7 protein-coding genes are annotated in these 15,518 nt (G+C 55.6%); all 7 read left to right on the top strand.

Annotated features, from left to right (window positions below):
- Nucleotides 1-106: 106 nt before the first annotated feature.
- The 7 genes from QA596_09525 to QA596_09495 all read left to right on the top strand — a co-directional run bounded on the left by QA596_09525 (nucleotide 107) and on the right by QA596_09495 (nucleotide 15,422).
- Nucleotides 107-1,486, top strand: coding sequence for a hypothetical protein (locus QA596_09525; GenBank protein MDG5767704.1), 1,380 nt, complete (start codon nucleotides 107-109; stop codon nucleotides 1,484-1,486).
- Nucleotides 1,486-2,271 (top strand): 3-ketoacyl-ACP reductase, encoded by a 786-nt coding sequence (locus QA596_09520; GenBank protein ID MDG5767703.1) that lies wholly within the window; start codon nucleotides 1,486-1,488, stop codon nucleotides 2,269-2,271. The genes QA596_09525 and QA596_09520 overlap by 1 nt, the downstream gene beginning before the upstream one ends.
- A gap of 62 nt (nucleotides 2,272-2,333) precedes the next feature.
- Nucleotides 2,334-3,884 carry a DASS family sodium-coupled anion symporter gene (locus tag QA596_09515; GenBank protein ID MDG5767702.1) on the top strand — a complete coding sequence of 517 codons (1,551 nt, stop codon included), beginning with the start codon at nucleotides 2,334-2,336 and terminating at the stop codon, nucleotides 3,882-3,884.
- Between the two features lie 309 nt (nucleotides 3,885-4,193).
- On the top strand, nucleotides 4,194-6,692 hold the full coding sequence (locus QA596_09510; GenBank protein ID MDG5767701.1) for a TonB-dependent receptor: 2,499 nt from the start codon (nucleotides 4,194-4,196) through the stop codon (nucleotides 6,690-6,692).
- Nucleotides 6,693-6,971: 279 nt separating this feature from the next.
- The gene (locus tag QA596_09505; protein MDG5767700.1) at nucleotides 6,972-9,653 is read left to right on the top strand and encodes a TonB-dependent receptor; all 2,682 of its coding nucleotides are present in this window, start codon (nucleotides 6,972-6,974) and stop codon (nucleotides 9,651-9,653) included.
- Nucleotides 9,654-9,835: 182 nt separating this feature from the next.
- On the top strand, nucleotides 9,836-12,910 hold the full coding sequence (locus tag QA596_09500) for a TonB-dependent receptor (protein ID MDG5767699.1): 3,075 nt from the start codon (nucleotides 9,836-9,838) through the stop codon (nucleotides 12,908-12,910).
- A 181-nt stretch (nucleotides 12,911-13,091) separates the two neighbouring features.
- Nucleotides 13,092-15,422, top strand: coding sequence for a T9SS type A sorting domain-containing protein (locus QA596_09495; GenBank protein ID MDG5767698.1), 2,331 nt, complete (start codon nucleotides 13,092-13,094; stop codon nucleotides 15,420-15,422).
- Nucleotides 15,423-15,518 lie beyond the last annotated feature (96 nt).

Raw genomic sequence — 15,518 nt, 5'->3', positions numbered from 1 at the left:
GGCTTCCGTCATGCAGACCGGCGGACTGCATCACATTTATATACTTGAACCACGTTCGTCATTACCGCACGAACGGGAAAAATTCTGATCATAACCTGTCTTTTTTATGATAATTGACACCAATCTGCAACCCGAATCCCTGAAACCGGCGCTCGAGCGCTTTTGGGAGCAATCCGCCCGAAAGATCCGGGCGATCCGGAATGAATACGATCCTGCTGGCGGTTCTCCGGTCTTCACCATCAACGGCAAGTACACCACCCGCGGATGGACCGAGTGGACCCAGGGGTTTCAGTTCGGATCCGAAATCCTGCAATTTGATGCGACCGGGGAGAAGGAGTTCCTGGCGTCGGGCCGCGCATCCACCCTCGATCTGATGGCGCCCCATATAACCCATACCGGTGTGCACGACCATGGCTTCAATAATGTCAGTACCTATGGCGCGCTGTGGAGGCTGCAGCAGGAGGGCCGTATCGAGGAAAACGAGTGGGAGAAGGCGTTTTATGAACTCGCGCTGAAGAACACCGGTGCCGTACAGGCATCGCGCTGGACCCGCCGTGCCGGCGGTGGCGGCTTCATCTGCTCCTTCAACGGTCCGCATTCCCTGTTCGTGGATACCGTACGGACCCTCCGGGCCCTGGCCATGAGCCACAAGCTGGGACATACCCTGTTCGGTGAACACGACGAGCCGATCTCCCTGCTGGAACGCCTCATCCAGCATGCGCAATCCACCGCCGAGTTCAATATCTACTACGGCGAGGGGCGCGACTCCTACGATATCTGGGGACGAACCGCGCACGAAGCGGTCTTCAACACCAACGACGGTAACTTCCGCTGCCCCAATTCACAGCAGGGCTACTCACCGTTCTCCACATGGACCCGCGGGCTTAGCTGGGCCATGGCCGGCTATCCCGAGCTCCTTGAGTTTCTGCAAACGGTTGCCGATGAGGAGCTCGAGCCGTTCGGCGGACGGAAGGATATTGAGGCGATGATGCTCAAAGCTGCAAAAGCCACCTGTGATTTCTATATGGAGCATACCTCGACCGACGGCATCCCGTACTGGGATACCGGTGCTCCGCAGCTGCATCTGCTCGGCGATTACCGGGCCATGAAAGCCGACCCGTACAATGACCATGAGCCGGTCGACAGTTCCGCCGCTGCCATCGGCGCCCAGGGACTGCTGCGCCTGGGCAGCTACCTGAAAAACCGAGGAGAGGAAGCGAGCGGCGAACGCTACATGCAAGCCGGACTCCTTGTGGCCCAAACGCTGCTGGAGGAGCCCTATCTAAGCACATCCCCGGATCACCATGGCCTGCTGCTTCACTCGATATACCACCGGCCCAATGGCTGGGACAACATCCCGAAAGGCCGGAAAGTCCCCTGCGATGAGTCGAGTATGTGGGGGGATTACCACGCGCGCGAGCTGATGCTCTATCTCTGGCGTCTGGCCAATCAGCAACCCTATTACACCTTTTTTGGAAAACCCTGATGACAGAGGATCTCATGAAACCGGTAGCACTGATTACGGGCGGGTCCCGGGGCATCGGAAAAGCCATCGCCCGAAAACTGGGAGAAAACGGATTTGACCTGGCCGTGAACGGGGTCCGTGATGAAGAACAGGCCTCCGACGCGCTGGAAGAGTTGCGGCAGACCGGCGCCCGGGTTCTCTATTGCCAGGGCGATGTGGGCTCCCGTGAAGGCCGTGACGCTATCCTCGCACGGCTGAGGGAGAGTTTCGGCCGGCTGAACGTGCTGGTCAACAACGCCGGCGTGGCACCGAAAGAGCGGCTCGATCCGCTCGAGGCCACAGAAGAGAGCTTCGAGCGCGTCATGCGGATCAACCTGCAGGGTCCCTATTTCCTGACGCAGGTGATCGCCGGCTGGATGGTCGGACAAAAAAAACAACAGGAGGGGTATGAGGCGAAAATCATCAATGTAGGCTCCATCTCAGCGACGGTGGTCTCGACGATGCGCGGAGAATACTGCATCTCCAAGGCCGGATTTGCCATGCACAGCAAAATATGGGCGGTGCGCCTGGCGGAATATGGAATCCCGGTGTATGAGGTGCGTCCGGGTGTTATCCGGACCGATATGACCTCCGGGGTCACCGATAAGTACGACCGGCTGATCGCCGATGGACTGACCGTCCAGCCCCGGTGGGGAATGCCGGAGGATGTCGCCAAAGCGGTGCTCTCCCTTTCACGCGGCGATTTTCCCTATTCCACGGGTGAGGTGCTCATGGTGGATGGCGGACTGACCGTACAGCGGCTCTGATCGATTGATTTCAATCCAACGCAGAAAAGCGGTTCCATATACGTGTTATAACATTTTGATGTATGCCTGCCCTCACTGAAAACAGCGCCGACAACTCGAACCAAACGACAGCGCCGCCCAATGGCGGAGCGCCGGTGAGCCCGGCAAAATGGGCCGGCCTGTTCGCCGGGCTTCTGATATTTCTGTTGATGCTGTTGATGCCGTCGCCGGAGGGGTTGAGCGTGGAAGGGTGGAGGACGGCGGCTGTCGCGCTGCTCATGGCCACATGGTGGATCACCGAGGTGATACCGATTTCCGCCACAGCCCTGCTGCCAGTGGTACTGTTTCCGCTGCTTGGAATTGCCGATGTCGGCCAGGCCGCCAATCCCTATGCCAATCCCATGATCTTCCTCTTCATGGGCGGATTTATTATTGCCATCGCCATGCAGCAATGGGGCCTGCACCGCCGTATCGCGCTCAACATCATCCAGGTGATGGGATCCCGTCCCAGGAATATTCTGGCGGGATTTATGGTTTCGGCCATGTTCCTCAGTATGTGGGTGAGCAATACCGCCGCCACCATGATGATGCTGCCCATCGCGCTGTCGGTCATTCAACTGACAAAAGAGGGGGAGCACACACCCGACGAGCACCGGCAGTATCACCATTTTGCCGTGGCACTGATGCTTGCGATCGCCTATTCCGCAAGTGTAGGCGGCCTCGCGACGGTCATCGGGACTCCCACCAACGCGCTGCTCATCGGCTTTGTGCAGGAATCCTACGGTATCGAAATATCCTTCGCCCAATGGATGCTTATGGGGGTTCCGATCGCCGTACTGGGGTTCCCGCTCATATTCTACGCGCTGGTGAATGTGGCGTTCCCCGTGCGTTTCCAGACGCTGCCCGGCGGACAGGCATTCATCCGCAGAGAGGTATCCGAACTGGGACGCATGACACGGCCCGAACTGATTATCGCGTTTGTTTTTGCTCTGGTGGCCATCCTGTGGATGACCCGGCCGCTCATCGAAACCCGAATCCCGGGAATCAGTGACGCGGGAATCGCGATTTTCGGAGCACTGCTGCTGTTTTTGATTCCCGTTGATCCGAAACGGGGCGTGTTCATGCTCACCTGGAAGGCAGCCGAAAAACTCCCCTGGGGTGTGCTGATTCTGTTCGGCGGCGGACTCACCCTGGCCGCAGCCATCCAGCGCACGGGCCTGGCCGAGTGGATCGGTGGCTTTTTCGGTATCCTGGCAGGATGGCCGGTGATTCTGATCATCCTGATCGTAGCCATGGTGATTATTATGTTTACCGAGATGGCCAGCAATTCGGCTACCGCCGCGGCATTTCTCCCGATTATGGGATCGGTGGCTATCGGCATCGGCGAAAACCCGCTGCTGCTCGCCATACCTGTTGCCGTGGTCGCCAGCTGCGCGTTCATGCTTCCGGTTGCAACGCCTCCGAACGCCATTGTTTACGGCAGCAACGTAATGACTATCCCGGAAATGGCCCGTGCCGGAATGCTGCTGAATGTGCTGTTTGCCATTCTGATTACGCTACTGACCTACTTCCTGTTCAGCCTGATTCTGGGTATTGATTTTGGAACGGTACCGGCAGGGCTCACAGGTGGATAAAATCGGAAAAACGGGACAGGCCGTCTGTCACGGATGGCAAGAAAAACGTCGTCTCATCTATTAGATCGGGAACCGCTTTCCGGCCGCTGTTCCGGAGAACGTCTTAATCAACGTAACCGATTACTTTACCTATTTCAATCTCTGCGAACATCCGTTGCCACAAGATATACAGCACACCTGTTTACTGTCTCTCAGCAAGATTAAATACATGATCTCATGAATGATTACGTTTCATCAGCCACTGCGGCCCGCTGTCACCGCAAACGCCATAATAACTGCAGACCGCAGAAAACCGGGCTTGCCTTCCGGATGGCTGCACTGGTTCTCCTGCCGCTTTTCGCATGGCAGGCAGCGGAGGCCAATTCCCGGGACGCTTCAGCGAAGCCGTTTTCATCCGTAATAGCGGTAGAAGACCTTGAGCTTTTTGGTGATTTCTCTCTTCAGGATGCGGCAAAGCGGCTGCCCGGCGTTCATGGCATGCAAGACGGTTCTTTCAGTATCCGTGGTGTGGGGCTGAATCGGTTCAACCTGACCGTCGACGGTCAGAGACTGGCCTCTTCCGGAATGGGCAACCGCCTCACACATCCCGGCGGCTTCTCCGCCGACTTTATCCGTGACCTGGAGATCATCCGCGTGGTCACACCCGACATGGATGCCGAAGCCCTGGGTGGAGTCGTGAATTTGCGAACGTTTCGGACGCCTTCGGAAGAGCGGGTCATCTCGGCCCATGCCGGCGGCGGCCTTCAAACCCGCTATTCCGATTTTCTCTCACCAGCGACCCGCGCCAGCTTCTTCTATTCCGACAACCCGGTGGAAAATCTGTTCCTGAGCCTCAACCTCCATCACCAGAACGACAACCGTGCTCTTGAGTCGCTTGCTACACAGTATGATGCTGCCGATTTCGGAGACGGATTTACAGACGTGCTTGAGAGTGTCGCTCCCGGACTCTATTTCGACGAACATGAACGGCTGGGAGGCTCCCTCCAGCTTACCTATCTGCACGGCGAGCAGGCAATGTTTCATCTTCGCGGCGCATTCGCAAACGATAGTCGCCGGGAGTCATGGCACCGATATTCACGCTCAGCCAACGGAAACTGGTCGGATGCCGTCACAACTGCAGCGCAGGGACGCCTGGCAACCGACCTCCAGCTCAATGACACGGACATTCAGCGCTACATGGTTCAGACGGGCGGAGAACACTACCTGGATCTGATGAATGTATCGTATACACTGGGCTGGTCCCGCTCCATCATCGAAAAAGATGACTACCGCTTTCCGTTTCATGTTGAGCGGCTGGCCTTTGACATAGATATGGCCGACCGGAGCCGTCCCTCCATGGAACCGGTCGATAACGCGCCGCTGAGACGTAATCTCACCCTGCAGAACATGGATTATATCGTCAACCATCATCTGGATAACCATTTTACGGGAAAACTGGACCTGAAAATTCCCCATAACATGGGTTCCGTAAAAGTGGGTTCTTCCGCGTTGTTGCGTGTCAAGGATGCCAATGAGGAGGGCGCCTACCGGAAATACAGTTACCGGATCGCGGGATTGAACCACTCCAGCTTCGACGATAACAACCCGCTGTCGTCCCATGTGTTTGATGATGACTACCAGCTGCCCTGGATTCTCGATTCGGATGGCGCTCGCAGCTTTTTCCATTCCACCCTTCCGAACATGTCGTACGACCGGGAGCTCTTCTACCGTGAATCCGATATCTGGAACTACCGGGCCAATGAACAGATCTATGGCGGGTATGGAATGGCAACTTTTGAGCTCGGTATGCTGACCCTGATGGGCGGGCTCCGGATTGAACACACCGAGGGTTCCTACGACGGCCGGGCCGTTTTCTACAACCGATTTGGCCTGTACAGCTCCACCGAAGATACCACCAGCTCCGGCAGTTACACCAGCTTTTTTCCGAACGCCCGTATTGGGTTGGAGCCGATCGAAGGACTGCGTGTGCAACTGGCCTACTCCAGGACCCATCAGCGACCCGACTACCACCATCTGGCTCCCTTCCAACTGACAACCGCCAGGGATACGACCATATTCCGCGGCAACTCCGCTCTGGAGTCAGTCGTGTCGGATAACTTTGACCTGCACATCGAGCATGTACATCCGGTGCTCGGTGCCGTTTCTGCAGGGGCCTTCTACAAGGAGATATCCGATTTTATTACGGCAAGCCGGCGGCAAATTGAAATCAGCCAGGGGGATATCCCGTATTTTGACAGCGAGCTCTTTGCCGGTGAGGAAACGGTGATCAGCGGTACCGAAAGAACCTTTGTAAACAGCGACAAGTCGGCAACCGTGTATGGTGTGGAACTGTCATGGCGCCATGATCTGCGATTTTTACCGGGTCCGCTTGAGAATCTCGGACTGTATGCCACCTACACATGGACCGAGTCCGAGTACCAGCCCGCGAACCGGGAGGAAGAGCTCTCCCTGCCGTTTCAGAGTCCGCATGTCCTGAATGTGGCTCTCAGTTACTCTCAGGCCCGGGTGGATGCACAGCTCTCTTTCTACCACGCCGCCAAAGTGCTGCGGGAATATGCCGATGAGCCTCGTCTCGCACCGTCGCTCGGCAGCGAAGCGATGTACCTTGACCAATATCGCGACGGGTGGTCGGACCTGTCCGCTTTTGTCCGGTTCCGTATTTCGGATTACTTTAGTCTATGGGCGGATGCATCCAACCTGCTCAATCAGGAGATCCGGACCTACAGGGACTCACGTGACCTCTATCCCGAATTGATGACGCTTCGGGACGGACAGACCATCCGGCTCGGCCTTAATTATACGTTTTAGGATAGATAACCAGTCATGCCGGCACGCCGATTAATCCAGCATAATTATCTGTCACGAAGCCTCCCGTATGCCTCGTCTCACTGGTATAGCCCCGGAAGAACAATACGCGGACGGCCTCTTTTGGTGAGTTTTAGTTACCGATAACTTTTTTCATGTAAGCTCTTATTTCAAAGTAGAATCCGCTGATGAGGATGTTCTTGCAAGTGAGTCCGGATGCCATAAAGGAGATTCAGACAAGAATACCCCGTCAGACGCAAGAATCTAAAAATTGTCAAATAGATGAAATATAACGTTAACTCAGCAGAGCAAGGCGAGCAGGCGGCAGGCCGACAGGCGTTCCGCGGTTCACTGAAAGCGGCTTCGGTTCACAGAAGCGCAAAGGCGGTTCCGGTCATGCTTGCTCTTCTTTTTGCGATGACGACGGCATCCGCCGGTTCAGACTTTTTTGCTGATGATGGGGCCATACCGATTGCCGGCACAACGGAAACCGTGACCGGGTCTGAAGCGGCCGGACCGGATTCACAGCCCGGTTCACACGATACGCAGGTTTTTACGGAGAGGAAAAAAGCGCTTGCAGTGTACGAATTGAGCAGACATGGAGACTATACGGTGCCTGAAGCACTGCTTCGTGTTGCCGGAATGCAGGGCGGACGGCAGGGCGAGTTTAATTTCAGGGGTGCCGGGCGAAACCTGTTTAATCTTACCGTGGATGGTGTTCAAAGTGCGACTTCGGGGCAGGGCGGCCGGACCTTCGACCTGACCACCATGTCCACCGACATGATTGACGCCGTAGAAGTGATCCGTATCCGCACCCCGGACATGCACGCCGCTGGAATCGGCGGAACCATCAATCTGCTGACGCCATCACCGATGGTATCAAATCGTAACGTCTCCATTATCGCCGGTGGCGGAGCCAATACCCGCTATTTCGGATTCACCGGTCCAAGCAGCCGGTTTGCCGCCACATTTCGGGAGATGATCCGGGACAATCTGGGCATTTCTGTGCAGGTCAACCACCAGTACGACCACAGCGGCGTGGATCTGATGGGCTATGAATTTGATTCCGCAGACTTTGGAAATGGTCCGGTGGATGTCCTGGAGAGCTATGCCACCGGTATGCAAACCATGGAGAACAGCCGGATGGGAGGGAGTTTCCAGCTCTACTACCAGCCTGATGAAATGACAGAATACCGGCTGCGGGCCTCGGCACACTCCATTACCCGCACGACGGAACGGCATACCGACAGCCGCCATGCCGGCGGTGACTGGGTCAGTGTGCAGGAAACCGGTGCTGCCGGCCTGCAGAGTTACTATTTGCACGACGCCTCGCGTGTGGAAATGGATGCGTCGACATATCACGTCAGCGGAAGCGGAAAGCACCGCTTTGACTCGGTCGAGCTCCAGTACAACGCCGGATGGTCTCACACGGCTACCGATGTGGCCGATTACCGGTTCCCGTTCCTGTTCGATGAGATCGACATGAACATTGACATGCAGGACCGTTCCCGCCCATTCATGCAGATCGTAGGCAGGGATATCCTGGTCCTGGACGACGGCTCCATCAACCGGAATTTCATCATCGGCCAGGAATTTGAACGGGCGCTCGGCGATTACAGCGACCACACGTTTTCGGGCGATGCCTCCCTCAGGATTCCGTTCGAATTCGGAGAGGCCGTTGCAGGTGCAAGCGCGATGCTCAAAAATCATGAGGCCACTTACCGGGAAAGCAGCTTTGTCAATCAGCGGACACTGCGGATGGAGCGCTTCAACATGCTGGATCAGCGCAATGTAGGGGTGATGAACGGTGATTACACCATACCCTGGCTGGTCAAAACCGAGGATGCCCGCTCGTTTTTGCGGTCACAGCGGCCAACCTTTACCAAAGATGACGATCAGGAACGGGCATTGTCCGACATCCGGAATCACGATGCCCTGGAACAGGTGTACGCCGGTTTTGCCATGGTCTCGCTGGATGTTGGACCGCTGAATATCCTGACCGGCCTGCGGGTTGAGCATACGGAAGCCACCTATGACGGAAGGGAAGTACTGTTCAACGATGACGGCGAGCACACCGAGACGCGGGAAAGCGAGGTGACGGCAAGTTACACCGACCTGTTTCCCCACCTCCAGGCCGAGACCGGCCTCCCGGGCCGCGATACCCGTATCGGAGCCGCTTACTCACGCTCTATTATCAGGCCCGATTTCCATCTGCTGGCTCCGTTTGAACTGTATAACCCGGCTGCAGGCATCATCCACCGCGGCAACCCGGAGCTGGAACCCATGCTTTCGGATAACATCGATTTCTACATTACCCATGCCGTTTCACAGACAGGAACGGTCGAGATGGGTCTTTTCTACAAGAATATCTCCGGACTGATGGTGGAATCCGTCCGGGTTACCGAAGATGATAACGGAATGGAGTGGACGGAGCGGACCTATCGCAACAGCAGCGATGAAGCCTCGCTCTACGGACTGGAGCTGAGTGCGCAGCAGCATCTCGGCTTTCTGCCGGGCTTCATGCGATTTCTGCATGTCAGAGCCAATTACACCTGGACCGACTCCAGCTGGCAGCCGGACGACAGGGGCGAGGAAATCAGTCTTCCCCACCAAAGTGCACATACTGTAAATGTGGCTTTGGGATACAACAGGGGGCGTTTTGATATGGAAGTAGCCTGGCACTGGACGGACGAGTATCTGTACAGCTACGGCAGTACCCCGGTGATGGCTCCCTCGGTAAACCGGCAGAATCCGGTCTATCTGGATGCCTATGAAGACGGATGGTCCAACCTGTCGGCATCCTTCCGGTTCCGGATATCGGAGCATTTCCAGTTCTGGGCGGATGGCTTCAACCTGCTCAATACGGAGATGAAGAGATTTGCTCACAGCCGGGATCTGTATCCCCTGGCTATCGACTACAGAGACGGCATCGGTGTCAGAATGGGTGTTCGCTATACGCTTTGAGCAACCCGGATCCGTCAAAAACAGGGTGTAATGTCACTAACTGATCAGATAAACAGATGAACCGAAGGTCACCATATGCTACGTCCATGACCGGGCATGGCTCCGGAAACAAAAAACTGAAATAATACGTCATGGACATTCAATGTGATCTTGTGATCAAAATTTTTAAACAGATGAATAAAATGGCTCTCAAGGATGGGATTACCCGCAAAGGCTCTCATGCCCTTTTGCTGAAGCGACTCGGGCGGGTGACAGTAGGAATAGGCGTATTGTTGCTTGCCGGCCTGGCCGGACCCTGGCTGCCTGCGGCAATGGCACAGGAGACAGGAACCGTCTCCGGGGAAATCAGGGATGCGGATACCGGCGAGACGCTGATCGGCGCGAATATCCTGATTCAGGGTATGAACATCGGGGCGGCCAGTGATGTCGATGGCCGGTATGTGCTTCGCCGCGTCCCCGAGGGAGAACAGATACTGGAATTCCGCTACATCGGATTCCGCAGTAAGGAAGTGCCGGTGACGGTTGTACCCGGCGAACGGGTTCGTGTGAATGTGAGGATGGAACCCGAACACTTTCTGGGCGAGGAAGTCCAGATTGTCGCCCGGCAGCGGGGACAGTCGCGCGCCCTGACCCGCCAGCGTCAGTCGACCAACATCCGAAGCGTTATTTCGGATGAACAGATTGAAGCCTTCGGAGACAATACGGTAGCCGGAGCGCTATCCCGGGTAGCGGGAATGGGCCACGGCGGAGCCAACATCCGTGGTGTGGGAGCGGGAGCAAGTAATATTACCATGGACGGCCAGCGGATGGGGTCTACCGGCGGTGACCGGAGTGTCGATCTCAGTACCATATCGGCCGACATGGTTCAGGAACTCGATGTCGTGAAAGTGATCACCCCGGATATGGATGCCGATGCCCTGAGTGGGGTTATCGAAATTAGCACGCGCCGGCCGGTCGGAGGAGAGCGGGAAATCAACATCCGGGCCGGTGGCGGGTTCCAGGACCGGTATCTGCCCTATGCCGGATCGGAATACCGGGGATCGTTCAGTTATGTGGATTCGCCGAACGACCAGTTTTCATTCGGATTCAATATGAGTTATCAGCGGGACCCGCAGTCCACCGAATCGTTCAGTGTCAACTGGGCTCCGCCCCGGTCATTCCAGACCGTAAACCGCGATAACTACTCCGAAGAGTATCAGGCACTGCTTCCGGCTTATATTTTTGATGAAGACTTTGACGATTCCATCATCCGCGACCGCATCTCCTCCCTGAACAACCAGGTGGATTTCAACATTCGTGACCGCTACGGAGCCGGACTGCAGATGACATTTCAGCCCACCGACATGACTACGTTCCATGTCCAGGGAATGTTCAACTACCAGGATCAACAACGCACCCGGCACGGGATGAACTACCTGCCCAGAGTTGCGAACTATCAGAGCCCCTATCACACGGGAGATCCCTCCTGGACCGGTCCGGATGCCGAAAACCAGGGAACCATTCGATACAACGCCCGCCTGGATGAGGCCGACATCCATCAATACACCGTTCAGGCCGGCGCTCGGCACCGCTTTGACAGTTTCGATCTGGAATACTCTCTGGGATGGGGCCATGGCCGGTTCACCGACGACCAGTACCGCTTCGGATTCCATACCCACTCGCGGCACGAATTCATCTTCGATCTCGAAGACCGCTGGGAGCCGAAAGTGGATATCGCTCCATGGAGTGAAAACCGTACGGTTTCTCCAAGCGCCCTGAGACACGCCGACGATGGCGGCAGCCTCGATCATCATAAAAACAAGGTCATAGACAACGATTTCAAGGTGAGCCTGGATGTCGAGGTTCCTTATGTAATGGGGACCATGAAATTCGGGAGCAGTTCCTCCATGAGGTTTATGCGGGGTTCCGGGGAAATACTGGCGAGCAACTACCGGTCGAACCTCACCATACAGGATTTTCGATTAATGGAAAACGCCAGCTGGAATATCTTCGACAGAGATCACACCACTTACATGATCCCGTGGATGATCGACCTTCCGGCCGCACGCGATTTCTATATCCACCAGGCGCCGAGCTTCCGGGCCGATATGGAAACCTGGGCGCTGAGCACCGAAACATCCGAGTATGACGCCCAGGAGCATACCTTCGCCGCCTACGGTATGGCCGATGTGAAATTCAACTGGATAACCATTCTCGGCGGTGTGCGCGTGGAACATACCTATACCCACTACGAGGGCCGTGAAGGTACCATCGATGCCAATGGCAACTTCCGCGGTGCAACGGATATCAGCAGCACCAACCGCTACACCAATCTCTTCCCGAACCTGCAGACGGTCTTCGGACTGGGTCGCATGACCAATATCCGGCTGGCTTACTCACGATCCATCGGACGGCCCAATTTCGATCAGCTCAGCCCTTACATCATGCGGGATTACAGCAGCCGGCGCATCGAACAGGGCAACCCGAATCTAAAGCCGATGCTATCCAACAATTACGACTTCATGTTCGAGCACTATTTCATGAACGTCGGACAAATTACCTTTGGATTGTTCTACAAGCAGCTTTCGGATTTTGTCTACTCCTTTACCGAGCGGATCGGAGATGACGAGGACGATGACTTTGACGAAGCGGAATTCGCAGGCTGGCAGCGTGTCGGCTTCCGGAACGGAGAAGAGGCCACCGTGTACGGTGTGGAGATCGCCTGGCAGCAACGGCTGGATTTCCTCCCGGGAGTTATGAGGAATCTCGGGCTCTACGCCAACTACTCCTACACCCAGTCGATCGCTGATGTAGACCGCGACGCCGAAGGGGACGTACGGCAAAACCACACCCATGGCCTTGCCGACCTGCTCTCCTTTTTCGGCAGAAGTGTGGATCCGGATTACAAGGAGATCACACCTCTCACCAATCAAAGGCCCCATGTAGTGAACCTCGGCCTCGACTTCAGCTACAATGATTTCTTTACCCAGATATCCTATCAGTGGGCGGCACCGTCCATCTCCTCGTATGGCGACGGCCGTTTTGTTCCGGAGATCCGTCGCGACTACCGTGTCTATTTCGACCAGTATAACGATGCGGCCAATGACCTTTCGGTCACCATGCGATACTGGGTCACCGGAAACTTCCAGATCTGGGCGGATGCTTCCAATATTCTGAATAACAGAAGCATCAATTACTACTACGATCGCGATTACTATCCGTCCACCTCTTCACTGCGGGGCCGGCGCATTACCGCCGGACTGAGATACCGATTATGATCTTATGCTGAAACAGGATACAGCCAATGCGGCGATTACCAAATGGGCATTATCCAAAAAGTGACTCCGCAATTTTCAATGTGACACTGGCAGAAACTTTTATAAAAAAACAATTAACCTGCCCGGCCTGATGAAAGCTGCTTGCAGTTGGGCCGGAATCACTAAAACAAAAGGAGCCGTTATGAACACAAATACAAACAAACGGAAACGTTCAGGGCAGCATACATTCCGGGGAGCATTCTGCTTTCGATGGATGGCCGCTTGCCTGCCTCTGATATTTCTGTTCTCCCTCTCCATGGCCGACAGGGCGGATGGGCAGGCAAGAATTATCAGTCTGAGTGGAAAACAACTGAATATTGCCGAGTTTCAGCAAACCGGTGCATCAGTCCATGAAAAGGACTCTCTGGCGCTGGTGGCCTATTACAACTCCACAAACGGTGACCAGTGGCGCGACAACTCCGGATGGCTTGTGGATCAGGTCGCGTTCTGGATTGGCATCGATGAAATCGAAGAAGTAGCCGACGGCGAATGGCGGGTCACATCCGTTGATATGCCCCGAAACAACATGCGTGTGCCCGGTCCGTTTCCGCCCGAAATGGAGGACCTGGAGTACGTATGGTTCTGGAAATCGGATGTGAATCTGCACAGCGGACCCATTCCTCCGGAGATCGCGCGAATGGCGCGCCTTGAAGAACTGCTCATCCGAACCAATATCCTGACCGGCGCCGTCCCCTGGGAGGATTTTGCCGTGATGCCCACAATGGAAGAGTTCCGCGTCCGGCAAAACTACCTGACCGGCGAGATGCCGGCAGTCCTTGGAGCCAATGGCGAATGGCCCGTGCTGCGGAGAATTTTCCTGGATGCCAACCTGATCAAGGGTCAGATTCCCCAGGTGGACGAAAGTATGCAGTCGCTGAACCAGGTCTATCTCCATGATCTTCAGCTGACCGGCCCCATTCCCGACTGGTCGCATATCGATGAGATGGAGTACTATCGTATCGGTAATAATAATCTGGATCCAGGTCCCGTCCCCGACTGGATCGGTGATGCCTGGAGCGAAACCCTCGTTCGTTTCATGATCCAGAACACCAACCGAACCGGTTCCTTCCCCTCATGGATGCCTATGATGGAGAACCTCGAACAGTTTGTCGTTGGAGGAATTGAAGACGAAATCGGCGCGGGCGAAACCTTTTTCGATATCCCCGACCTCTCCGATATGCCGAGTCTGCGCAGAATCCGTATTCACGGCGGACAGTGGTCAGGTGACTTTAGCGCATTTGAATGGATGGGTACCGCTCCTACTCTTGAGGATATTGAACTGTTCAACCTGGACCTGACAGGCAATATCCCCGCGAATCTCGCCATGCCGGACAATATCACACGCATCTGGCTCCAGAGCCTGAATATTGAAGGCACCATCCCCGATCAGTTTCAGCTGGCCGATGGACTCGAGGATTTCAGAATCATCGACTGTCCCAATATGACCATCGGGCCGATCCCCAATTTCATCGGCGCCATGATGGGAAATATTGAAAACCTTCAGCTTGCCGGTGTGGGCCTGACAGGCAGCATCCCGAATAATCTCAATAACCTGAACCTGTCGGTGCTGAACCTCAGGGACAATCCCGACCTGACCGGCGAGCTCCCCACCTGGTTGGGCAACAAGAGCCTGACCGTGCTCAATCTTTCGCGGACCGGCTTGCAGGTAGATGAAATTCCGCAGTGGATCACCAACTTCCGGAATCTTCAGAATATCGGCCTGGCAGGACTGGGTATCAGCGGCGAGCTTCCTGAGTATTTTGGTCAGGGTGACCTGGCGCTTACGCTCTCAACCATCGCCCTTGACGAGAATAATTTTACCGGGTCCATCCCCGCATCATGGGGGAATATCCAGCAGCTTGATTCCCTGAATCTGGCGTATAACCAGCTCACCGGTGAAATACCGGAAGTCCTTGCCGAGGCTGGACATATCGCCGAAGGGTTGCACCTGCTTGAGGCACTGGTGCTTTCAGGCAACGAAGGGCTGACCGGCGAAATACCCATGGCGTTTACCAATGCCAGCTTCATGCGGGTGATGAAATACGACGGCACCGGTCTGTGTGGCCCTGATGACGCTTCCTACCAAAACTGGCTGGATGGCATGCAGGCTACTGCGGCAACAACCTATCCGGTATCGTACCACAGTGTGCGTTTCCCGGACGGCTGCCCTGAGAGCCCGCCTACCAGTGCGAATCCGACGGAACAGGCCTACCGCTTCCATCTGCACAACAACTATCCGAACCCGTTCAACCCTGCAACCAATATCCGGTATGAAGTGCCCGAAGCGGCTCACGTATCGCTGGTTGTCTATAACGTGATCGGACAGCGGGTCGCCACGATTGTGAACGAACACCGTGAGGCAGGATCGCACCTGGTCACGTTCGATGCGACCAACCTGGCAAGCGGAACCTATATTTACCGGCTTCAGGCGGGTCAGCGTACCCAAACACAGACCATGATGCTGGTCAAGTAAGTTCTGATTAATGATTACAGCAGTACCCAATTAAACGTCTGTGCAGCTCATTGCAGCCGCACAGACGTTTTTTTTCTGATTTACATGTCCGGTTAC

The organism is Balneolales bacterium ANBcel1, assembly GCA_029688905.1.
Lineage (GTDB): Bacteria > Bacteroidota > Rhodothermia > Balneolales > Natronogracilivirgulaceae > SLLW01.
The sequence above is the reverse complement of the archived record's forward strand: the minus strand, read 5'-3'. Positions and strand labels throughout refer to the sequence as shown.